Annotated in this window: 20 protein-coding genes; 10 read left to right on the top strand and 10 right to left on the bottom strand. The window is 52.8% G+C overall.

The features are described 5' to 3' along the window. The first annotated feature begins 15 nt into the window (after positions 1-15). Positions 16-1584, top strand: a complete 1569-nt coding sequence (locus tag Q1L85_RS06885) for a cation:proton antiporter family protein (RefSeq protein ID WP_300426047.1) — start codon at positions 16-18, stop codon at positions 1582-1584. Here Q1L85_RS06885 and Q1L85_RS06880 read toward each other — a convergent pair whose 3' ends face one another. After that, on the bottom strand, positions 1585-1995 hold the full coding sequence (locus tag Q1L85_RS06880; RefSeq protein WP_300426046.1) for a hypothetical protein: 411 nt from the start codon (positions 1993-1995) through the stop codon (positions 1585-1587). Positions 1996-2083: 88 nt separating this feature from the next. Further along, complete coding sequence (locus tag Q1L85_RS06875; protein WP_300426045.1) at positions 2084-3463, bottom strand: PhoH family protein; 1380 nt, start codon at positions 3461-3463, stop codon at positions 2084-2086. A gap of 797 nt (positions 3464-4260) precedes the next feature. Here Q1L85_RS06875 and Q1L85_RS06870 point away from each other — a divergent pair. From Q1L85_RS06870 to Q1L85_RS06860, 3 genes are all read left to right on the top strand, one after another. Next, on the top strand, positions 4261-5271 hold the full coding sequence (locus Q1L85_RS06870) for a hypothetical protein (protein ID WP_300426044.1): 1011 nt from the start codon (positions 4261-4263) through the stop codon (positions 5269-5271). A gap of 9 nt (positions 5272-5280) precedes the next feature. Then, complete coding sequence (locus Q1L85_RS06865; protein ID WP_300426043.1) at positions 5281-6270, top strand: putative solute-binding protein; 990 nt, start codon at positions 5281-5283, stop codon at positions 6268-6270. Between the two features lie 117 nt (positions 6271-6387). Then, the gene (locus tag Q1L85_RS06860) at positions 6388-8517 is read left to right on the top strand and encodes a TRAP transporter large permease subunit (RefSeq protein WP_300426042.1); all 2130 of its coding nucleotides are present in this window, start codon (positions 6388-6390) and stop codon (positions 8515-8517) included. Between the two features lie 45 nt (positions 8518-8562). Here Q1L85_RS06860 and Q1L85_RS06855 read toward each other — a convergent pair whose 3' ends face one another. Both Q1L85_RS06855 and Q1L85_RS06850 read right to left on the bottom strand, forming a co-directional pair. Beyond that, positions 8563-9111, bottom strand: coding sequence for a hypothetical protein (locus Q1L85_RS06855; RefSeq protein WP_300426041.1), 549 nt, complete (start codon positions 9109-9111; stop codon positions 8563-8565). 249 nt (positions 9112-9360) lie between these two features. Then, the gene (locus Q1L85_RS06850) at positions 9361-10074 is read right to left on the bottom strand and encodes a hypothetical protein (RefSeq protein WP_300426040.1); all 714 of its coding nucleotides are present in this window, start codon (positions 10072-10074) and stop codon (positions 9361-9363) included. Positions 10075-10481: 407 nt separating this feature from the next. On the opposite strand from Q1L85_RS06850, the gene trxB reads away from it, so the two are divergent. Next, a complete protein-coding gene (gene trxB / locus Q1L85_RS06845; RefSeq protein WP_300426039.1) occupies positions 10482-11435 on the top strand; it encodes a thioredoxin-disulfide reductase in 954 nt (317 codons plus the stop codon). A 30-nt stretch (positions 11436-11465) separates the two neighbouring features. Here trxB and Q1L85_RS06840 read toward each other — a convergent pair whose 3' ends face one another. From Q1L85_RS06840 to Q1L85_RS06825, 4 genes are all read right to left on the bottom strand, one after another. After that, positions 11466-12296, bottom strand: a complete 831-nt coding sequence (locus Q1L85_RS06840) for a M48 family metallopeptidase (protein WP_300426038.1) — start codon at positions 12294-12296, stop codon at positions 11466-11468. 25 nt (positions 12297-12321) lie between these two features. After that, the gene (locus tag Q1L85_RS06835) at positions 12322-12768 is read right to left on the bottom strand and encodes a YbjQ family protein (protein WP_300426037.1); all 447 of its coding nucleotides are present in this window, start codon (positions 12766-12768) and stop codon (positions 12322-12324) included. Continuing rightward, the gene (locus Q1L85_RS06830; RefSeq protein WP_300426036.1) at positions 12768-13088 is read right to left on the bottom strand and encodes a YbjQ family protein; all 321 of its coding nucleotides are present in this window, start codon (positions 13086-13088) and stop codon (positions 12768-12770) included. Before Q1L85_RS06830 ends, Q1L85_RS06835 begins: the two co-directional genes overlap by 1 nt. Before the next feature lie 88 nt (positions 13089-13176). Then, positions 13177-15684: an acyl-CoA dehydrogenase gene (locus Q1L85_RS06825; RefSeq protein ID WP_300432685.1), complete on the bottom strand. Its 2508-nt coding sequence runs from the start codon at positions 15682-15684 to the stop codon at positions 13177-13179. A 341-nt stretch (positions 15685-16025) separates the two neighbouring features. Between Q1L85_RS06825 and Q1L85_RS06820 the strand changes: the two genes are divergently transcribed. Genes Q1L85_RS06820 through Q1L85_RS06810 form a run of 3 tightly spaced genes read left to right on the top strand, consistent with a single transcriptional unit; the run spans position 16026 to position 18447 of the window. Further along, positions 16026-17267, top strand: a complete 1242-nt coding sequence (locus Q1L85_RS06820) for a hypothetical protein (protein ID WP_300426033.1) — start codon at positions 16026-16028, stop codon at positions 17265-17267. After that, a complete protein-coding gene (locus tag Q1L85_RS06815) occupies positions 17267-17983 on the top strand; it encodes an OmpA family protein (protein WP_300426032.1) in 717 nt (238 codons plus the stop codon). The genes Q1L85_RS06820 and Q1L85_RS06815 overlap by 1 nt, the downstream gene beginning before the upstream one ends. Beyond that, positions 17983-18447 carry a hypothetical protein gene (locus Q1L85_RS06810; protein WP_300426031.1) on the top strand — a complete coding sequence of 155 codons (465 nt, stop codon included), beginning with the start codon at positions 17983-17985 and terminating at the stop codon, positions 18445-18447. Before Q1L85_RS06815 ends, Q1L85_RS06810 begins: the two co-directional genes overlap by 1 nt. Here the strand turns inward: Q1L85_RS06810 and Q1L85_RS06805 are convergent. Then, entirely contained in the window at positions 18437-19294 is an 858-nt protein-coding gene (locus Q1L85_RS06805; protein WP_300426030.1) for an LEA type 2 family protein, read from the bottom strand. The genes Q1L85_RS06810 and Q1L85_RS06805 overlap by 11 nt on opposite strands. A 192-nt stretch (positions 19295-19486) precedes the next feature. On the opposite strand from Q1L85_RS06805, the gene Q1L85_RS06800 reads away from it, so the two are divergent. Then, positions 19487-21664, top strand: a complete 2178-nt coding sequence (locus Q1L85_RS06800) for a membrane dipeptidase (protein WP_300426029.1) — start codon at positions 19487-19489, stop codon at positions 21662-21664. A gap of 4 nt (positions 21665-21668) precedes the next feature. Here the strand turns inward: Q1L85_RS06800 and Q1L85_RS06795 are convergent, their stop codons facing one another. Continuing rightward, positions 21669-22553: an alpha/beta hydrolase gene (locus tag Q1L85_RS06795; protein WP_289143547.1), complete on the bottom strand. Its 885-nt coding sequence runs from the start codon at positions 22551-22553 to the stop codon at positions 21669-21671. A gap of 198 nt (positions 22554-22751) precedes the next feature. Between Q1L85_RS06795 and Q1L85_RS06790 the strand changes: the two genes are divergently transcribed. Then, a complete protein-coding gene (locus Q1L85_RS06790) occupies positions 22752-23399 on the top strand; it encodes a TetR/AcrR family transcriptional regulator (protein WP_300432681.1) in 648 nt (215 codons plus the stop codon). Positions 23400-23415 lie beyond the last annotated feature (16 nt).

The following is a 23415-nucleotide window of genomic DNA, read 5'->3' as shown; positions in this document are numbered from 1 at the left end:
TGACAGTACACATTTATGGATTTTCTCTGGATTCTTATTGCTTTTGTCTTCGGCCTGGTGGCCAGACAGCTGACGCTTCCGCCTCTGATCGGATATCTGGTTGCTGGGTTTGCACTCAATGCCGCGGGCTTTGAGCCGACAGCGATGCTCGATGAGCTGGCAAATCTGGGGATTACGCTGATGTTGTTCACCATCGGTCTGAAGCTCGATCTTAAGGCACTTATCAGACGTGAGGTCTGGGGCAGTACGCTGGTGCAGAGCAGTAGCTGGGTCCTGCTTGGTATTGCTGCGTTGCCGGTGCCTACCTGGCTGGGGTTGAGTGAGGCTTTTGCGGTTGATCTGCGTACCGCGGCTCTGGTGGCGTTTGCGCTCAGCTTTTCTTCAACCGTTGCTGTTGTAAAAATGCTGGAAGAAGCGTCAGAGCTGAAGGTGCGTCATGGTCGTCTGGCTCTCGGTATTCTCATCGTTCAGGATGTTATTGCAGTGATCTTCCTGGTGGCGGCAACAGGGAAGGTGCCTTCGGAATGGGCGATCGTTCTGCTGGGATTGCCACTGTTACGGCCAGTCTTTTACTGGATGACAAACCAGGCCGGACACGGGGAGTTGCTGCCTTTGATGGGGCTTTTTCTTGCGCTTGGGGGATACGAGGCCTTCTCTGCGTTAGGCGTCAAAGGCGATCTCGGCGCTCTTGTGATGGGGATTATGATTGCCGGCCACAGTAAGGCTTCGGAGTTGTATAAAACGCTGATGAATTTCAAAGACCTGTTCCTGATCGGGTTCTTTCTGTCTATCGGATTCACCGCGCTGCCGCACATAGATATGTTGCCGGTGATGGTAGGGCTGACCCTGCTGCTGGTACTTAAATTCGTCCTCTTTTATTTCACGTTTATCCTGTTCGGGTTGTCTGGCCGGGCGGCGTACCTGACGTCTCTGGCGCTGAGCAATTACAGCGAATTTGGTCTGATTGTGGCGGACATGGGCGTAGATATTGGCTGGCTGAGTGATGAGTGGTTGGTCATGATTGCGCTGGCCATGTCCGTGTCGTTTCTTATCAGTACGGTGCTCTATCGTAAAGCCCACTATATATACGCACGGTTCCACCGCCAGATTAACCGTTTCGAGCGCCGGGGCGCGCATCAGTTTGTCAGAATACCGGCAAAGGTCGATGCCCTGATCATTGGTATGGGGCGTGTAGGGAAGGGTGCCTATCAGTCGTTAGAGAAAGACGGAGTCGCGGATGTCTGCGGGTTGGAGTCTGACAATGATCGTGTGAAATCCCTTAAGGGTGAGGGATTCAATGTGATCGCCGGAGATGCCGATGATCTTGAGTTCTGGCAGCAGGCCTCCCGTTGTGAGGTACGGCTGGTGATGCTTGCGCTGCCATCACAGGAAGAAATGCGCGCAACACTTCAGATGATGACGCTGGCGGGTTATGAGGGACGTGTTGCTGCGGTCGCCCGCTATGAAGATGAGCGCCAGGAGCTGTTAGCAAAAGGTGTCGATGTGGCGTTCAACTACTATGCCGAAGTCGGTGCCGGATTCGCTGAGGAATGCCGGCACCTGCTTGTGAACGCCGAGGACTGATCAGAACAGGTTCAGCACCAGAGCGTGTTGCTCGCAGTGATCCTGTTCCTGCAGGTCGTTCTTCTGTTTTGACTGGTCTGATTTGAGCCACGCGTAGCTGTTGCGGGAGCCCTTGCACAAGGTGATACCCAATACGTTGTTCGTGGATTTCACAAACAGATTCATATTGACCACTCCCCGGGATTTAGCCCGCAGGTACACCTTCTTCGGAGAGATGGTGTAGGCCCGCAATCCATCTTTCGCAGTAATACTCATGGTCGAGTCGGCCGGGGCGTTAACGAATACGGCATCATCCCGTATTTCAATACTCGCCCAGTTTGAGTCGGTCTCGTATTCCAGTTCGTAAATCTTTTCTTCTGCTGATGCTGGCAGAATCCAGAGCATCAAAAACGCAAAAATTGCCTGTTTCATAATCCCTTCCGTGGTAGAGAGGATGGTGAATAAAAAAGTGAAGACGCCGAAGCGCCTTCACTTTATATAGTTCACAGACAGCAGGGCGTCAAAGATGCGTCTCTGCATACTCCGCAAGAATGGAACGTGGAGAGCCTTCCAGATGAATGGTTCCGCCACTGGTGAAATGCTTGAAGCGCTCGATCAGATAGGTCAGACCTGAACTGACCGGATTGAGATAAGGGGTGTCTATCTGAGCGAGGTTGCCAAGGCAGATGACCTTACTGCCAGCCCCGGCCCGGGTGATGATGGTTTTCATCTGGTGCGGCGTCAGGTTCTGGCACTCATCGATCAGAATCAGACTCTGCTGAAAACTGCGTCCGCGGATATAGTTAAGTGATTTAAATTGCAGAGGCACTTTCTGCAGGATGTAGTCGACGCTGCTCTTCGAGTGCTCATCGTCGTTGTGAAGTGCTTCCAGGTTGTCGGTGATTGCGCCGAGCCAAGGCTCCATTTTTTCTGCCTCGGTGCCAGGCAGATAGCCAATATCTTCATCCAGACCGCGGGTACTCCGGGTGGCAATAATACGCTTGAACTGCTTGGTAGCGAGTGTCATTTCGATCGCGGCGGCGAGCGCCAGGATTGTTTTCCCCGAGCCTGCCTGACCGGTGAGAGTGACCAGGTGCACGTCCGGATCGAGCAGCAGATTCAGGGCCAGTGCCTGCGGCATATCCCGGGGGGTGAGTCCCCAGGCAGAGGTCTGCATCAGCTGTTCGGCTGGCAGGTCACGTATCAGCGCGTACTCCTCCCCAATGCGGTCGACTTTACCTACGAAGCCTTTCTCATCAATGATGAAGCGGTTGACGAACACTTCTTCCGGCAGGTTGGCCAGAGGGATTTTGTGGTAGGTGCCGGTTTCATCGTGAAATGTTTCAACAGAAGACTGGGTTTCCCAGAAGGAATCGGGGATGCGATGAAAACCTGTCTCCAGGAGTGAGACGTCAGACAACAACTGATCGTTCTGATAGTCCTGAGCCCCAACGCCGCAGCCCCGGGCTTTAAGACGCATGTTGATGTCTTTGGTGATCAGTATGGTTTCGCGGTTCGGATACTTTTCCTGAAGTGTTACGAGACTGTTGATGATTTTGTTGTCGTTAAGATCGTTGGGCAGGGCGCGGCTGGGAGAGTCGAAGGTATCCAGCAGGATGGAAAAATGTCCCTGGAACCCTCCATCGGCCCGTTCTATGGGGATGCCCTTGGCGATTTCAGTCGGAGAGGCATCTCCTATAATCCTGTCTATCTGTCGTATAGCTTCCCGGCAATCGGTGGCAATGGCAGCCTTACCCATTTTAAGCTTGTCCAGCTCCTCCAGTACGGTCATTGGAATGACAACCTGATGTTCTTCGAAATTCAGGATCGCGGTCGGATCATGAATCAGAACGTTGGTGTCGATCACATACAGTTTGGTGTCAGATTTACGCGCGGCCATAGCTGCATCTCCTGATCAGGTCAGAGTGCGGAGCCCAGAGGTTCAGATCCCGGACAGGCGTCAGGCGTCTCGTGAAGAGAATGCAGTTGTCTGTCTGGTGAAATGGACGTTCGGCGTCCTGGGGTGTGGGAAAATCGAGAGCGGAAGGGGGAGCGACGATGCAACCTGAGTCCAGCGTCTTTGGTATCGGGCCACAGCAGAGCAAATCTGCTGCCGGTCTGTAACCGCTGCCAGTTCCTGGCAGAGTGCTGAGGTGATCGTTCAGAAACGCTCCTCCTGAGTCCGTGACGTACTATTTCACTATGCCGCGAATGCAGATGAATGCAACGGCTGATTTTGAGTGATGTGACTTTGTCCTCAATGCTGCCCTTCAATTCTCACCTGATTTTTTATCAGACAAACTGCGGTGTCTGTCTGATAAAGAGCATGGTGGCGAGTGCAAAGGTGCCATGATATACAGGTGTTATGGGGTCGCTATGGCATAATAAAACCCTTAAAAATGTCGCATAATGACACTATTGGCAGGCTATCACCCCCGGTGATTTCGTCAGCGTTATGTAATAACGCTGGATTCATGGCGTATTACGCTCGGTTTTTTGCATGACTCGCAAGAGGCCCTTGGCTCCATCTAACCTTTATTTGGCGTGATAATTCCAATACCTTGGCCTGCACGTACCGATTTGGTAGTTTTACGTTGGTATTCGGTTCGCGTTGGGATATCCTCCATGTGCGAACCTATCCGGAGTGCACTGCACCCGGAGAATAATAAAAAAAACACTGATTCTGATGGGGGCGTCATGTCGTTTCTCTCTCGTATTGCACTCACTGTAGTGACACTGTTATCGCTGTCTGGCTGCAGCATCATCTACATGCAGATGGGTTGGGTTGTTTATGACCTGACTGATCGTCATGTTACGCCTTATACAATGTCGATTGATGACGTTGACGTTGCCTGTGCAACGACTCAGGGCCTTCAGCCTCTGGTGATGGCATTCACCCGTGTAACTTCAACGGATGATCTTGCCGGCCTCATGATGAACATGATGGCGGGTGCCTGTGCCGAAGAGGAGGCAATTGAAGAGAGCCTCACTTATATCCGCGCATTTAAAAACCAGAACATTAACGAAGCGAAAGATTCCCGTATCCGCGAAAAGCGTGAATTCGCGATTGCGGCTACCCGTCAGTACCGTGCATACCAGCACATGGTCGACGAGTTTGGTGAGCCGGGTGAGAAATGCCCGAGCCTGAACTACGACGAGGGTGTTTACTGGGCGCTGGGTAACCTCGCTGGCCTTCAGTCTGTACTCAACGACCTGAAAGCACAGAGCGTTGTGAACGTGCCTAAAGATATCGCCATGAAGTCTGTACGTGGCCTGCAGTGTCTGGATAACGACGAGTACTGGGGTCTGCCACTTGCAGCTCAGGCGGGTCTCTGGATTCTGATGCCGGATACTGCTCCGGAAGGTACAGATCCGTGGGTAGAACTGGAAGCCGCTGCGCGTGGTGCGACCGAAAGCGGTGTCCGTCTTGCTCATGCTGTAGAAATTATTGTTGCTGACGGTGGCGGTCACACTGACCGTGTTAAGGACGCTATCCGTCGTCACGCTGCATCCCTTAAAACTAATCCAAGCCATCGCGATTACCGCCTGCTGGATGTCGTAGCAAGTCGTCAGATCCGTGCTGTGTCTGATCGTATGTGGACGGAAGCTACCGGCTCGCGGACCCCAGTAGGTGAATTTGGCACCTTCTGGGATGACGTAGACGAAAGTGCTGCGCCCGTGATGGATATCGACGACCTGTTAGATTAAGGAATAGTTATGCGTAAATTACTGGCCATCGCAGCGATGACCCTGGCACCTCTTGCAGGTGCTGTTGAAGACCGTAACGTATGTATTTATGACCCACTGGGAAGCAGTGGGCCGATGTTCGGTCTGATGAAAGATTACCGCGAGTTTGCACTCGTGGAAGGCTATAACATGAAACTGCATGCCTACACTGATGAGAAAATCGCTTCCGACGATTTCAAGGCAGAGCAGTGTGATGCAGTAGTTATGACGGGTGCCCGCGCCCGTCCATTCAGCAAGTTCGCTTCAACAATCGAAGCGATTGGTGCTGTACCTAATGATGACGTAATGCGCGATGTCGTGATGACCATTTCCGCACCGGGCGCCGCGAAGTACATGAAGACCGAGCGCTACGAAGTTGGTGGTGTTATTCCAGCAGGTGCTGTGTACCTGTTCGTGAATGATCGCTCGATCGACACCGTTGAAGAGTTGTCGGGTAAGCGCATTGCGACACTCGATTACGATCAGCCATCCATCAAAATGGTTAACCACGTAGGCGCTGCGGTAGTACCGTCTAACTCGGCAAACTTCTCAGGTAAGTTTAACAACGGCAGCGTGGACGTTGCGTACGCCCCTGCGATTGCTTACAAGCCTCTGGAAATGTACAAAGGCCTGGGTGAGAAGGGCGGTATTATGCGCTACAACCTTGCGTACCTTGATTTCCAGCTGGTCATGCACCGCGAGAGCTTTGGTGAAGAGTTCGGCCAGAAGTCGCGTCAGTTTGTATCCACCCTGTTCGACCGTGCGGTGAAATCAATCAAGCATCATACCGATGAGATTGAAGCCCACTACTGGATGGATCTGCCAGATGAAGATGTGAAGAAGTACAACGAGATGCTGCGCCAGGTGCGCATCACTCTGCGTGACGAGGGTGTATACGACGGCACTATGCTGCGTCTGCTCAAGAAACTCCGCTGTAAGTCGGATCCGGCTGCTGCAGAGTGTGTTGAGAACCTCGAATAAATAACTACAGGTGAAACAAACTCCGTCTGCCAGGTAATTCCTCCGGCAGGCCGGAGAGGGGGAGCAGAACCGAAGCCATCCGGCTTCGGTTCTTTTTAATCAGAAGAGGTGTTTTAAATGGAGCAGAGCGTACGTGTGGGGCACCGCACGATATACGAATGGCTCGCTGCGCTTCCTGCATTTCTGGTACTGGTATTCGTAATTATTCTGAATACCAGCCACACAATGCATGCGCAGTTGCTGCAACTGGGGGAAAGCGTCTGGGAAGGCTACTTCCTGCTACGTCATGATCCGGTGGAACCAAGCTGTAACCTCAATATGGATATTGATGTTGAGCTCAACCGCCTGATACAGGAGCGTAACAGCCAGCCTGTCGATGAATTTGATCTGTTTGCGCCTGAGCCCGTCGATCCGGCGATCATGCGTAAATCTCTCACCGCCGCGAAAGAGCAGTGTCAGATCAAGTATGACCAGTACGATGCGACCAAAGATCGTATCACTCCAGCCGTTCAGTTATTCCGCTCTGTCGAGCTGGGCGTAGCTAAGTTCGGTGAGCTGGGCATGGCCACGCAAAGGGTGATGCTGGCGATCCTGGTACTTATCTGTGGTGGTACTGCGCTGGTTCGTCGTCATCACATTTCTCTGCGTCCTATGGTGACCGCAATGGACTACCGCGTTGCTGCGGGGGCTCAGTTTATTGCGTTCAGTATCCTCTTCTATTCTGTATACAGCTTCAAAGAAATCGCGTTCTCCGCGGGGATTGAGGTCAGTACCGAGCATGCGGTTCTCCACTATTTATGGATCTTTGGTTTCGGCGCCCCGTTACTGATTACTCTGTATCAGATGGTGGTGATACCGAAAGATGCGAAACCGGGAGGTAACTTCCTCACGGCTCAGCTGGCAGTTCCGCTGTATGCGACCATGTGTATTGTCTCAGGGATTTACTTCATCTCGGCGGACCATCCGGCGGGTATCGGTATTTATCTTAATCAGATGATGGAACTGTCACAGTTGTTCCTGAATGTAGGCCTGTACGTGTGGATTGGTATGCTGCTGAAGCGTACTGAGATGTCACAGAAAGTATTCAATATTTTCCGTCCTCTGCGCCTGCCTCCTGAAATGCTGGCGGTTGCCGTGGTTGCACTTGCAGCAGTGCCGACTGCGTACACGGGTGGTTCCGGTATTTTCGTGATTGCCGTTGGTGGTCTGATCTTTATGGAGCTGCGTCGTGCGGGTGCCCGTCGTCAGCTGGCGCTGGCAGCTACAGCGATGTCGGGGTCTCTTGGTGTTGTTCTGCGTCCGTGTCTGCTCGTGGTGATCGTTGCTGCTCTGAATAACGAAGTAACGACTGATCAGCTCTTCGGCTGGGGTGTAAAAGTATTCTTCCTGACCACGGTGTTGTTTGCCTTCTTCGCGCTGATTACGCGTAAAGAGCCGGGTGAAATGCTGAACCGCCCTGAAGGCGATGTATGGCCTGAGTTCAAAGAATCTCTGAAGCCACTGATTCCTTACGTGATCCTGATCAGTGTGACACTGCTTGTTTACGCAATCCTGTTGAATGCGTACCTAGACGAGTTCTCTGCTCCGATCATTCTGCCGGTTCTCCTTCTGGTTATCCTGATCTATGAGCGTCTGTCTCAGGAGAAGGACGTACTTAAGCGTGAAAACCTGAATATTGACTACGTAGAGCACCGTCTCGAAGAATCGTGGGATGATCTGCGCACTGGCCGTGATTCCATGGAGAAAACCCTCCGTGAAGCGACGACCGAAACAACGGGTCATATTGGTGCTCTGCTGATGCTGATGGGCATGTCCGTCAGTATCGGTGGTGTGATTGAACGTGCTGAAGTCATGGCTATGTTCCCGACCGAATTCAGTTCGATCTGGCTGGCGATGGCACTTCTGGTTGTCGTACTCGTAATCGTGGGTATGTTCATGGACCCATACGGTGCGGTGATTCTGGTGAGTGCAACCATTGCCTCCGTGGCTTACGACAGTGGTATTAATCCGGTTCACTTCTGGATGGTGACCCTGGTAGCCTTCGAATTGGGTTATCTCAGTCCGCCGGTGGCTCTGAATCATCTCCTGACCAGGCAGGTGGTTGGAGAAGAGGAAGTGCGCCTGTCTAAAGAAGAAGTGAAGGGCGAGAATTTCTATTATCGCCACGAGAAGATACTTCTTCCGCTGGCTACGATGGCTACAGCTCTTATACTGGTTGCCTTCGTGCCGCTCCTCGTCGCTTACTGAAGGTAGGCAGAGGAAACAGGAACGGGAGCTTCGGCTCCCGTTTTTTTATTCTGGTCGCGGAATCAGAACAACGTTTGAACCAGGTGCTGTCCGGATATCGCGGAAGAACAGATCACCGAGGGGCGAGTCTTCATAGCCCTTTACCGAAAGGTCGCGATACGCAATTTCACCAATACGTGACGGTAACAGGACTGTGATCGATCCATCGTCGTTCTGAGTGATGATCTGTGCGTCCGGGTCGTCGTAGCTGATATCCGAGATTTCGTAGTCAGTCATCAATTCCAGGCCCGCCAACAGACTCTCAAGAAAGAACATAAACGTCCGCTCTCCCGCTTCGTCATCCGGGCCTCCGTTGTTGGTCATATCAATCAGATAATCGGCGTTATCACGTAGACCCTGTGCAGAAACGCTGTCCATGGTGTCATTTTCGAGCGGGGCCATATGCATGCGGTTATACAGCTCATCTTTGCTCAGGAGTTCATCATGAGCGCCTGCATTGGCGTCGGCGGTAGTATTCAGAATCAACATGCCGGTGAGAAAGAACGGCAGCAGCATGCGTCTATGGGTCAATGGATGAGAATTAAGTTGTTTCACCTGTGCTTCCTTGTCATTGCTTTTGTTATGGGTTCGGTGAGGCAAAAATGCCGGGTCTATTCTGGCAATATGACGGAGCAGGGGTTCAGGATTTTATGGGTTTAATCGACGTTAGGCGGAGGATGTCCGGACTAAAAATGCAGGGTGAAACATTCGGGCGCGAAGAGGCAGTCAGGTCACGCCGTTTAGGGGATTAAGGGGAATTAAGACATAAAAACGGGAGCCGAAGCTCCCGTCTCTGAATGGCTATTACTGGTGGAGTCTGAGGGTAATCGATGACTCGGGGGTCATTCGCAGATCTTTGATGATCAGATCTCCCATTGCCGGGCCGTTACTGCCACGGACATTGATATCGCGGAAAGCGATCTCAGCAATGCGCTTAGGCACCTGAACACTCAGAGAACCATCGGCATTGAGGGTCGTAACCGGACCATCTTCATAATACTCGACGCCCGAAATCTCATAGTCGGTCAGCAGGTTCAGGCCTGGCAGTACGCTTTCGAACATAGCCATGGTGGCCGACTCAGTTGCATTTTCGTCGCTCGCATCACCGTTGATCACGTCGGTAAGGTAGGCCACGTTGTCCTGAAGGCCCTGAGCGGTAATATCGCCCATGTCCATCTCATCCAGTGACTTCATTCCGACACGCTTTTCGAGTTCCGCCTGGCTCGCCATCTGAGTCTGTTCAATACTTGCGTTTGCCGTTGCCATAAATGGCTGCAACGGTCCGAGTAACACAGCGCCGACTGCGGCTACCAGACGGTAGCGCGACTGGTTCTTGAGAACCTGTTTGAGCTGGCGCTCTGTTAACCATCCTTGTTGTATCATAACTTCCCCCAACATCAGTTTGCTGCTGGCCTGAAGCTTCAATGCTTCATCCAGTTGCCTGCGGTTAATCAGTCCTTTGTGCAGGAGCAAAGTACCGAGGCGTGACTTTTGCTGAATTTCCTGTTGTTTACTCATATCGGAACCTTCCTAAGGAATGCGGGGTGACGGAAGTAATCCTGCACCACGCTACCGATATCGACAACGAGCGTTCTTTGACGAAAGCAACTTAAACTCTGAACAAACGTTCTAAGTATTTGAATCCAAAGCGAATTCACAACGTAAGCCAAGATTGTTAATTGTTGTAATTTCCGTCGGTCAAGAAGTATACGTTGGGGGCTGTATGGCGCTTATGAGCTTACGGGCCAAACGGGGAATATGTCGATATTGCCCTGTCCTTATAACCACAAACACCCTTTGGTGGCGCATACGGTCTGGTTTTTTGGGATATTTCGTTCCGTGACGCCAACTTCCTTACGCCAAAGGGGTGAATTCCCTATAATTGGCCCCAGTTTAATTTTTAGTTCAAAAGCGGAGATTTCCGGATGACCAGTCCACGTCACATTAAACTCCTGATCCTCGGTTCAGGTCCTGCAGGCTATACAGCAGCGGTATACGGCGCGCGCGCTAACCTGAATCCAGTTGTGATCACAGGGATGCAGATGGGAGGTCAGCTGACAACGACAACCGAAGTGGACAACTGGCCTGGCGATGCGATGGGCGTTCAGGGGCCTGAGCTGATGGAGCGTATGAAGGCTCACGCAGAGCGTTTTGAAACCGAAGTGGTATTCGATCAGATTTCTGCGGTTGACCTGAGTAAGCGTCCTTTCTATCTGAAGGGCGACAGCGGCGAGTACACCTGTGATGCACTCGTGATTGCTACCGGCGCCAGTGCCAAATACCTGGGCCTCGAAAGTGAAGAAGCCTTTAAAGGCAAGGGTGTTTCCGCCTGTGCGACCTGTGATGGATTCTTTTATCGCAAAAAGCGCGTTGCTGTGATTGGTGGTGGTAACACGGCGGTTGAAGAAGCGCTGTACCTGTCAAACATCGCGTCAGAAGTCGTCGTTGTTCACCGCCGTGATAGCTTCCGCAGTGAAAAGATTCTCGCTGATAAGCTGCTCGACAAAGCTCAGAACGGCAATGTAACCATCCGCTGGAACAGCGAACTGGATGAAGTTCTGGGTGATGACATGGGTGTGACAGGTATGCGCATCAAGAATCGTGACACCGGAGAAACCGAAGATCTTGATCTCGAGGGTATCTTCGTAGCGATCGGTCACTCGCCAAATACGTCTATTTTCGAAGGCCAGCTGGAGATGAAAGACGGTTACATCGTTGTTCAGAGCGGTCTGAACGGTAATGCAACCCAGACCAGTGTTGAAGGCGTTTTTGCAGCGGGCGATGTCTCTGATCACATCTACCGTCAGGCGATTACTTCTGCGGGTACTGGCTGTATGGCGGCTCTCGATGCAGAGCGATTCCTGGATAACCAGGAATAATAACCATAGGGGCCCCGTCAGGGGCTCCTGTTACTCTTCCGTGGCAGATGTCAGCCAGTCTGGCAGGGGCGTCAGCTCTCCATCAGTGGTATAGCCAGCAATTCTCTGCAATCGCTCGTTTGTGTCAGGATGACTGGCAAACAGTGACAGCACGCCGCCTGTTTCTTCATAGTCCTCCTCCAGCATCATTGCGTTAAAGAATTCGGCTGCTCCTTGTGTGTGTCCATACCTGAGCAGTAAGAGTTCCAGCGCTCTGATATCAGAGGCATGTTCCATCTTCCGGCTGAAGCTCATCAGGGTCGCCAGGCCGGTGTTTCCGGCAATGGCCCCGGCACCATCCTCATTAAGGCCGAGCATGGCGAATAACAGAGTGTGAGCGAGTTGTTCCAGCATCAGAATGGCAGGGTGGCGGTATTCGATGTGGGCGTATTCATGGGCAAGTATCATGGCCAAGGCGTTTTCAGAACTGACTTTATTCAACAAGCCAGCGGTCACGTGAATATTCTGCCCGGAAGTAGCGAATGCATTTGGCAGGTCAACGTCCGGTAGATAGTGAAGAGTTACCGGAATGGCTGACTTGCCGGTCTCACTGGCCAGAGAGGTTGTCAGGTTCTGCAGGTAGCGCTCAATCTTCTGATGGTGATCGCTCTTCTCTTCTGTCTTTCCAATCACGATCTGGGGCTCCCACGACAGAGGAATGTGGGGGCCTAGCCAGGTTGCGCTCCAGCCGATTGCCAGTGACAAGCCTACGATCAGTAACAGCAGACCTGCCGCCATAAAGGCGAAATCTGCCAGTGGAGAGGTGTGGCTGTTGTTGATGTCGTCTGGCAGGCGAGGATTCGAACCAGGCAGGTGTGTCATATTGTCGGCATCCCGTCGGTAACGCTCAGCGGGTTGGAATCAGTGCGGTGCCATAGGCCAGCACTTCTACAGACCCCAAGCCCTTTCCTGCGTTGTCGCCAATGCGGGACGTTTCGTATTTGACGTTGTAGATCAGCTCTGCGCCTTTCAGTTGCGCATCTTCCTGCATTCGCAAGGTGGCTTCACGGCGGGCCCGGTCGATGAGAGTTTCATAGGCGCCTACGCGTCCACCAAAGAGGTTTCTCAGGCTGGCGGCGACGGTTTTGAAGTAGTCGACTGAAATCACGACACTGCCGGTCACCAGGGTGGAATCGTGGCTGAGGTGCTGTGGCTCCGGAACGCGCACTGGCAATACCAGCAGATCACGAAGGGAGTCCTCGCGTTCGTGGATACTTCGATAATGGCGCTTTTCTGCCCACTTACCGAACAGGTAGCCGATAATCAGCAGTGCCAGAAAGTAGAGAAACCCCATCAGCGGTCTTCCACTTCCACTGCAGTACCGTATACGAAGATTTCTGATGCGCCGGCGGCGATTGAAGAAGTGCTGAAACGCACGTTAAGGACCGCATTTGCTCCCAGTGCTTCCGCCTGACGTTTCAGTCGGTCGATTGCTTCGTTCCGGGATTCATTCAGCAGCTCGGTGTAGCCTTTCAGTTCACCGCCAAAGATGTTCTTAAAGCTGGCCATGATATCCCTGCCGGCGTGTTTAGCACGAACTGTGCTGCCCTGTACCATACCCAGGTGGCGCACGATACGTTTACCCGGGACGACTTCCATATTACTGATCAGCATACTCTGTTCCTTGTGTGATGACCTGATTCTACCCGGTTTTCAGGCATAAAAAAGCCCCGCAGAGCGGGGCTTTTTCAGATGTCAGTGATTAAGCAGAAGCTTCGTCACTCTTCTTCTTGGAAGAAGTCTTTTTAGCAACATCTTTGTCGTGGTTTTCAGCCACAGGACCGAAGTGTTCCAGTGGGAAGTGGTCAACATGAACCATTTCCAGAACATCTTTTTCGAAGTCCAGCATGAACTCGCCTTCTTCAGCAGTCAGTACACCCATGCTCACGCCGTCTTTGATACGGCCTTCGATGGACAGAGCAGCCTCGTCGTACTTACCAGCTTTAAGCGCTTCACCGATCTTCTTGTAGATACCTTCAGCTTTCTCAACGCGATCCAGCAGGCTGTCGTAAACGGCCAGTGGGTTACGCATCTTGTTGTTGTACGCAGTACCGTAAGTTTCGTCACGGTAAACACCCTGAATCAGACGCTCACGGGTGTCGGTGTGGTAAGACACCAGGTCAACAACTTTAGCAACCAGTTTGTCGCTTGGAGCCTGTGCACGACGGCCGAAAGGCATAGTCAGTGCACGCAGCAGCCATGCAGCAGGACGTGCTGGCAGGTTCTTCAGGAAGCCATCGTGTGCTTCTTCGAACTCGTAGAACAGTTTCTCGATAGAGTACTGAACCAGTGGCAGGTCTTCTTTGTTAGAACCCTGGTCAGCCCAGTGCTTCAGTACCATAGAAGCCAGGTACATCTTAGAAACCATGTCAGCCAGACGTGCAGAGATCAGTTCGCGGAACTTCAGCTCACCACCCAGGGTAGACATAGCGATGTCGACACAGATAGCGAAAGAAGCGGCGTACTTGTTCAGCTGCTTGTAGTAAGACTTGGTAGGACCAGACACAGGCACACCAGTGAAGGCAGCGTTGGTCAGGTTCAGAACCATGGCACGGCTCATGTTAGAGAAGATGAAACCGAAGTGACCGAACAGCGCCTTATCGAAGCCTTTCAGGTCGTTTGCCTTCGCAGTTTCCATCTCTGGCAGAACGAATGGATGACAACGGATTGCACCCTGACCGAAGGTGATCATAGAGCGGGTCAGAATGTTTGCACCCTCTACAGTGATCGCAACCGGTACAGAAGAGTAACCAGACTCAACGTAGTTCTTAGGACCACGGATAATGGCTTTACCACCGTGAACGTCCATTGTGTCTACAGCTACCTGACGAGCGATTTCAGTCAGGTTGTACTTCAGGATCGCAGAAGGAACAGAAGGCTTGTGACCTTCGTCAATCGCAATCGCAGTTACGCGTGCAGCAGCGCCAGCGGTGTAGGTGTTACCAGCGATACGTGCAACACGCTCCTGAACACCTTCCAGCTTAGCAATCGGCACGTTGAACTGACGACGGATACGAGCGTAAGCGCCAGTTGCCGCGATAGAGTACTTACCACCGCCAGCACCAGAGCTAGGCAGAGTAATACAACGGCCAACAGACAGACACTCAACCAGCATGCGCCAGCCCTGACCAGCCATCTCGGCACCACCGATGATGAAGTCCAGTGGGATGAACACGTCTTTACCGAAGATCGGGCCGTTCATGAACGGAGAACCGATAGGCTTGTGACGGTTACCGATGTCCATACCTTCCAGGTGACGTGGCAGCAGTGCAACGGTGATACCAACGTCTTTCTTGTCGCCCAGCAGGTTTTCAGGGTCAAACATACGGAACGCCAGACCAACAACAGTCGCAACTGGTGCCAGAGTGATGTAACGCTTTTCAAAGTTCAGTTTCAGACCCAGAACTTCTTTACCTTCCCAGGTGCCTTTACATACAACACCAACATCTGGAAGAGAAGTTGCGTCAGAACCAGCGCGTGGGCCGGTCAGACCGAAACATGGGATCTCACGACCATCTGCCAGACGTGGCAGGTAGTGGTCTTTCTGTTCCTGAGTACCGTACTTCAGCAGCAGCTCACCAGGGCCGAGAGAGTTAGGTACACCAACAGTAGAGAAAGTCGCGCCAGAGACGGTCAGTGCCTGCAGTACTGCAGACTGAGTCTGAGCAGAGAAGCCCAGGCCGCCGTATGACTCAGGGATAATCATAGAGAAGAAACGTTCTTTCTTGATGTATTCCCAGATTTCCTTCGCGAGGTCACCGTTCTGGCTGATTTCCCACTCGTCAACCATAGAGCACAGAGTCTTAACCTGGTTGTCCAGGAAGTCCTGTTCGCGCTGTGGAATAGTTGGGTTCGGGTGGTTCAGCAGCATCTGCCAGTTAGGCTTACCGGAGAACAGTTCGCCGTCCCACCAGACTGTACCGGCTTCCAGAGCAGTACGCTCGGTTTCGGACATCTGTGGCAGGATCTTCTTGTAGAAGTTGAAGATTGGCTTGGTCACAGTGTTAGTACGGAAACCGTCAAGGCTCAGTACACCCAGTGCCGCAGCAACAATCAGTGCGATTACAGAAACAGCAGTTGATGCGCCGAATACGAATGCAGCCACAGTGAAAGCAGCCATCGCGCCGGCAGCAACTTTCAGAGAACTACGCTTGTATGTCAGAGCGACCAACACACCAACGAGGAGCAGGCTCCAGATTGTAGTAGTCATATCAGTACCTCAGAGAAGGTGGCCGTAATGGCCGTTATTTTTGCTCTAATTTCATATTTCCAACGCGCGAGGCGGTTACTCACTCGCACGTGAGGCGGGCATTCTAACCAGTATTTTCTATGAATCGCAAACTCCGAATGTAAATCGGTTAACGGCTCATTTTTTCTTAAAATTCAATAATTTCGCTGAAACGCAGGTGCGTCTTTGCTTGTATGTCTTTTTTGTGACGTTTTTGCCATGCAAGGGAGTATTTGTGACATCGCAAGCCGGTACGGCGAAAGCGAAAATAGCGACTAAACTGACTCTTATGGTTCACTTTTATTTACTAAGCAGGTCTTAACATGGTTCTGGAGCAGTTCTCAGCATGGACTTTGATTCTGATAACGTCAGTGCTGGGCCTTGGCCTGTTCTTTCATATATTCCGCTATTCCTCTCATACCGCTGAAGTTGCCCCCACGATTCTGACCAGTATTGGTATTTTCGGTACCTTTCTTGGGGTCGCTATCGGGCTTTGGGAGTTCAATACCAACGACATCCAGGGATCAGTGCCCAAACTGATGGATGGTCTTAAAACGGCATTCTGGTCGTCCATTGCCGGACTGTTCGCCGCGTTGACTTTGAAAATCCGTGCTGCGGTGGAGCAGGCAGGCCGACGCGATGCGACTCAGCACAGGGCGGCAACCGTAGATGATCTGGACAGTTCACTGCAGTCACTGGTACAGCAGCTGAAAGGCAGTGACGAACAGAGCCTTCGTGGGCAGTTTGCACGCCAGCATAGCGAAACACTCGGCCGTTTCGATCAGGTCGTTGACGTTCTGACTCATTACCAGCAACGGATGGCCGACGCCAACGCAAAAGCACTGGTCGAAGCGATTCGCACGGTGATGAATGAATTCAATACCAAGATAAACGAGCAGTATGGTGAGAACTTCCGGCAGCTGAACGAATCGGTGGTGGCCATGCTGGATTGGCAGAAGACCTACAAGAAACAACTGGACGAGCTGATCACCGAGCAGGAGCGCTCTTCGGGCCTGATGAAAGAGGCGGCAGATTCGTTTGAGTACATGGTCAGAAACGCCAGCGCCTTTAACGGTATCTCGGAGTCATTGCAGGAGTTACTGAGCGGGTTGGAGCTGCAGCGATCTAATATTCAGTCGCAGCTGGGTAGCCTTGCGGATATGGTGAACCACGCCGCAGAAGGACTGCCGCACCTTGAAGAGCGCATTGCAGTGCTGACTACAGGCATCAGCGACGCTGTTCAGTCTCAGCAGCGCTGGGCACTTGAAGAACTCTCCAGAATGCAGATCGAGCTGACTCAGCAGTTGCGCCAGCAGATGGCAGAAAGCAACGATGCCCTGAAGGGCCAGCAGCAACAGTCCATGCAGCATATGCAGAAGCTGGGTGAGCGCCTCGAGCGCCAGGTGACGCAGCTGGATCACAGCATGGAAGAAGAGCTGAACAAAGCATTGCGTGCGTTTGGTCTGCAGCTCACGGCGCTGTCTGAAAAGTTTGTTTCTGACTATGCACCGCTGACAGACAAGCTGCGTGAAGTCGTCAGTCTGGCCCGTGAAACGGGAGACTGATGATGCTCGACAATCAGTCAGGCCTTGGCGGGAAGCGCGAAGAAGAAGGACACTGGGTTGCTGTCTCCGATCTGATGGCGGGCCTTATGATGGTGTTTATGCTGGTGTCCGTCGTTTTTATGATCAACGTCGAAACGGAGCGTGACAAGATCCGGGACGTTGCCATTCTGTATGATCAGCTGCGCACTCAGCTGTATCGGGACCTTCAGGAAGAATTTGCGGATGATATGCCACGCTGGGGAGCAGAACTTGATGAGGACCTGGCCTTCCGGTTCAACAACAGCGATGTTCTGTTTGATCGCGGTGAAGCGGAACTGAAGCCAGAGTTCAGGGCCATTCTTAATGACTTCTTCCCACGCTATGTGAGGATCATTACCCAGCCGGAATACCGGGACGACATCCTCGAGGTACGGATCGAAGGGCACACGTCGAGTGGGTGGTTCGGCGCACGGAATGAGGATGACGCCTACATCCGCAACATGGATCTTTCGCAGGAGAGGACGCGCTCGACCCTCGCGTATGTCCTGGGCCTGAACGATGTTCACCGTGACAAAGAGTGGCTCAAACGCCACCTGACCGCAAACGGACTGTCATCGGCCAAAGTGGTCCGTAATGCCAGTGGTGACGAGGTCGGAGAGCGTTCGCGGCGGGTTGAGTTCCGTGTCCGCACGGACGCCGAAGGGCGCATTGCTACCATTCTCGACAAGGTGCAGTGATGAAGCTCTATGACTTTCGTCAGAGTGAAGAGTTTAATCGCCTGAAACGGGCGATGGGGGCCGAAGACGCAGGTCACTTTGTTGAATTTGACCCCGCTCATCAGCTGACCTACGGAGAGCGGGAAGCACTTTCATCAGGATCACTGGAAGTCGGAGCCGGAGAAATACGTATGCTCCGGGACCGGACGATTGCGTTAAAAAACTCACGAGTCTGGGTTGAAGCCCGCGAGCGGATTCATATCGCACATTGTCCCGAGCTGGCGCAGCTGCGTCATGATCAGCGTCTGTTGGTCAGTACGCGCAACCCCGAGAAAACACTTCATATCTGCCCGGAGTGTCTGGCCGAACTCAAGTATCAGGGGTTGGACGGCCGTAAAAGCCGTCGCCTGTCAGATCAGCTGGATGAGCTGTTCTCGATGGATGCCTTCCGAGAAGACTATCCGTTTTACCCGGTCAGCGGCTGAGTCGACGCTCTGCTTTGTAGCTCAATGGTTCAGGCTTCCAGATTCCCAGTTCCGGGACCAGATCTGCTGTCGCATCCAGACCCAGGGTCACATCATCAGTGCCTGAGAGCATACGGAACAGGCTGATACCCAGGTTGGTCAGACTGACATCCAGAGGAATTTCTAGGCGTCGCGTCTCGCCCTGAGAGATGGCAACTTCTTTCATATCACCCCCGCCCAGCGCTTTTCCGTCAGAGGACAAAGCGTAGGAGAGCGATTTCAGATTCAGATCAAACGCGTTCGGGTTATTCACATCCAGAACGAGAGCAAATTCAGCACCGCTCCAGTCGACGGACTTCAGACTGGCGTCAACAAAGCTGATGGCGGGCATTCTTGGCACAGGGAGTGTGTCTTTATGCTCGACTGGCAGACTGATGCTTCCCAGTACGGGCAAGTTCATGGTCACCGAGCCGAGAACCGCATAGGGAACGGCCTGATAGTCATCCAGAGACCCGAGCGCCGATGCAATATCCTCGAACTTCAGCGAGAGTGGCAGCTGCACAACGGCTTTATCGTTCGCGGCGATATTCAGCTCAGCATCCTGTTGGGATACGCGGGCAACCGAAGACTCAGCGATATCCAGGTCGAGATCGAAGGCGGCTGCTTTGAGAGCAAATCCATTCGGGTTGGCCACTTCAACATCCACCAACAGTGTTGCCTGTTCAAGGTCAACATTCTGGAGCGATACCCCCGTCACGTTGGCGGTAGGCTTCTGCACATCAACGATTTGTTTAATCGCGGCACAGGCCTGCAGAAATATCACGGCAAGAATAACGGCAGAAGTACGGATCACGGGGGAAGAGAGCACGTCGGGTATCCTTTCAGAAAAACTCAGGGCGTACTTTAGCGCTATGGCACCTGACAGGCCAGCTTTGAGGCGTAGCGGTCTTCTGAGGCCAAACTTGTGTGACTTGAGGACAACCTGTCCGTCCGCTCTGGCTGTTATCTGTATAAACAGCGTAGATTTGTGGGGAATAACAAAAATAATAACAGGTGATCTATGAAGTCTCTCTCCCGTGGGGCAGCTTATCTGCTCTCGCTCGGTGCAGCCTGCGCTGTTATCCCCCAGGTGGCGGCAATGTCATCCGCACCGGCTCCTCAGCTGGAAGAACATTATACCGGGCCAGCGTCTGGTCTGGCGCAGGGCTGTTTTGTTTTGCAGTCTCCCGCATCAGGCCTGTTTGTTCAGTACGAGCCAAACAGTGGGATCACTGATGGAAAACCCGCGTATTCCGTCTCGGCAGAGTCAGAGGCGCTCGCCAGTCGCTTTTATCTCAAGCCCAGTCGTCAGGATCACTTTCTGTTCAGAGACATCGACGGACGCTACCTGAGTGGCGGCAGTGCCAGCGCGATACGCGCCGTCGACAAGGCAGAAGACCGGAGTGAGTGGTCAGTCACGTCCGCTGACTCCGGTTTTGAATTCCGGAACGCCGCAAGTCACCTGCAGTTGGCGCACCATACGGACAAAGGCGATTTCTATTACACCGGGGCGCTTGATCTGCTGCGCTATGACCGCGAAACGCGGCTCAACTTCGTGGCTACGGATGGTTGTGCGGAGTTTCCTGAAGTCACGCTTAACTCGCAGGGCAATATGGAAGCTCTGCGCGGTGAAGTGTCTGAACCGGTACGCGGTTACATTGATGCCCATGCGCACATCACGTCTTATGAATTTATGGGCGGCAAATTTATGGCCGGAGAGCCCTTTAACCGCTTTGGTGTTGAAGAAGCACTGAAAGACTCCAAAGAGCTTCACGGTAAAGATGGTGCTCTCGATATCATCGGCAACTTATACACCTTCGACGATATTTCACATCGCTACGATACCCGAGGCTGGCCGGACTTTCCCTGGTGGCCGAATCATCAACAGATGAGCCACATGGGGTATTACTACAAGTGGATGGAGCGCGCGTATCAGTCAGGCCTGCGGATTATCGTCACCAACCTGGTCGAAAACGAAGTGTTGTGCTGGGCACAGAGCAACATTAACCCGGCGTCATGGATTAATCCGAACAGCTGTAACGTGATGGATTCTATCCGTCTCCAGGCACAGCGGTTGCGGGAGCTGGAAGAGTATATCGACGCGCAGGCAGGAGGGCCGGGGAAGGGCTTCTTCCATGTTGTGACTTCACCACAGGAAGCGCGTGAAACGATTGCTGCCGGGCGTCTTGCCGTGGTGATGGGCATCGAAGCCTCCGAGACCTTTAACTGTGGTCTCAATGATTACTGTACCCGCGAGACAATCGAGACTCTGCTCCAGGAAGTGTACGACCTTGGCGTACGCTCGCTCTATCCGACGCATAAGTTTGATAATCAGTTGGCGGGATCAGTCGTCGAGGGAGGCTTTATCAACGTCGGTGAGTTGCTCTCCACCGGGCGCTTTTTCGAAACAGAAGAGTGCGACGATGAGACAACGGGCCGCCATATGACCGACGGCTTCCCGTTGATTGGTGATATTGACGGTATCCGTGAAATTCTCGACGCCGTGCATCTCAATCCGGAATATGACGAGAGTATCGGACACTGCAACCAGCACGGATTAAGCCCACTCGGTAGCTATCTCGTAAACCGCATGATTGATCTCAAAATGATGGTTGAGCTGGATCATATGAGTAACCACACGGCGACCGCCGTGATGGATATTGCAGAAGCACGTGGCTACAGCGGCGTCTTATCGACCCACAGCTGGATGCTCAAGGGCAAGGATGGGGCTGTGCATTACAACACGCAGCGCCTGATCGAAGCGGGTGGATTTACCGCTCCATACAACAGCGATGCCAACGATATGCAGCACCGTGTGGGCCGCTATCTTGATCTGGTCGAGCTGACCCCCTATTGGCGTGGTGTGGGTATCGGAACGGATATGAGCGGATTGGGTGGCCAGCCAGGCCCACGCAGCGATGCAACTGAACGGCCGTTAGAATATCCATTTGTGTCAGAATTCGGAATCCGATTTGACCGCCAGACATCGGGCAACCGTGTTTTCGATCTGAACACCGATGGTATCGCGCACTATGGCCTGTTGCCTGACTTCATCGAAGATCTGCGTCAGCGGGCGCCAGCGCGTACCTATGAAGCGGTGATGAATTCGGCAGAAGCCTACTTACAGACCTGGGAGCGTACGTACCAGGCGGGCGTCACCGACCACTATGAGCCCGCTGGGTTAGATTACAGCCTCTGACCCGTCACACAGGGAAGTGGGCCTTCAGCCAGTCAAGCTGCAGGTCCACTACCTTGTCGAACCACTCACCGCGGTAAATATCAAAATGGCCGGTGTGCAGCTCGTGGACTGTGCCGTTTTTCAGTGCCTTAGCGTATTTTAAGGTTGGTTTTACCGGCGCCACGGTATCGTTCAGGCAGGCAAGTAAGAGTACGGGGACGTCAATTCTGGCCATACAGCTCCCCGGGAAATACTGACCGATCGCAAATCCGAAGCGTGCCGCGACATATCCGGGAATCTCTGAGCCCTCAGGTTTAATACCGTTGTAGCCTTCCATCACATCATGCGCTGTCATCAGCGCAGCGTCTCCGGGATTCCCGGCCAGATCGACCATAACCGGAGTTTTTCTGAGGGGCATCGTCAGTATATCGGCGATTGCCAGAGCACTGACTTTCAGGGAACTGAGTGGGTGCAGTGCCAGGGTAGACGCAATGCCGTTAGTAAAAGGACACTGTGACATCACCCCTGCGATTCCGGTAACCGTTGCGGCGGTTTTAAGCACATGCCCACCGCTGAAGGAACTTCCCCAGACGATCACGCGCCGCCCGTCTACCCGGTCATCCTGCTGCGCAAAGCGGACGGCATTTGCCCAATCTTCTAACTGGCGGCCGATGCTTAATAGTTGGCGGGGCTCGCCGGTGCTGTCACCAAAATGGCGGTAGTCGAAGACGAGACATGCATAGCCCTGTTGGCAATAGCGTTCTGCAAAGGCATCAAGGCGCATACTGCGGACGGCGCCCAGACCATGAGCCATCACAATGACAGGGGCCGGGGAGTCACCCTCTGGCAGATACAGCCAGGCGGCACAGGTGTCTGATCCAGATGTAAAGCTTATCTCGGTACGCATCATTCAAAGGTGCCTCTGTTATTCCCAGTAAATTGCTGCCGAAGGTTAGCAACATCGGCGGAGTCAGGATAGTCCGCGTCTCGTCCGTAATTTTTATCAATTTGGCCACATTTTCCGTGTTGCTGGTCATTTTGTATGGAAATATCAATGCATATGGAACGTGTGTTCCAAGGTTGTGGCGATTAATGACACAGGTGGATGATGAGCCAACGACAGACAAATAACCGCGAGGCTCTGCTCGATGCTGCAGAGGCGCTCTTTTCTACACAGGGGTTTTACCTGGTCACCGTCAGAGACATTACCCGTAAAGCCGGCGTGCGCGTTGCGGAAGTAAACGATCTCTTTGGCAGTAAGGAGAAACTCTTCTACGAGGTGATCAATCGTCGCGCAACCGTGATTAACCTGATGCGTTGTGAGCGCCTGTCCAGAGTCGACACCACTCAGAGCAGAGACGAACAGTTCTGCCACATTATGGCGGCTTTTTATGAACCACTGCTCGCGGTGAGCAGTGACGGGGAAGGGTGGCGGAATTACCTGCGTCTGGTGCCTCAGATGATGCGCCAGAAGGCACCGATTCTGGTACTCGTAGCCGACTTCTATACCCCGGTTTCCAACCTGTTTCTGAGTCGCATTGGCAAACTCTACAGCAACGTATCAACGCAACGTCTAGAGCGTTTCTGGCATTTTGCTCTGGTGACCTACTTCAGCATTTTTACCGACGACTTCCGGGTAGGTGGGCCACTGGAGCCCGCCGGGGGGACACTGACTGAACATTATGACAAGGCGTTCCGGGATGCGGAGAGCTTTGTCTCGGCAGGTTTTCAGAGCCTGTTTCAGTCCGACAATTAAATCAGAACATAACAAT

Source organism: uncultured Thalassolituus sp. (genome assembly GCF_950066645.1).
GTDB lineage: Bacteria > Pseudomonadota > Gammaproteobacteria > Pseudomonadales > Oceanobacteraceae > Thalassolituus.
The sequence above is the reverse complement of the archived record's forward strand: the minus strand, read 5'-3'. Positions and strand labels throughout refer to the sequence as shown.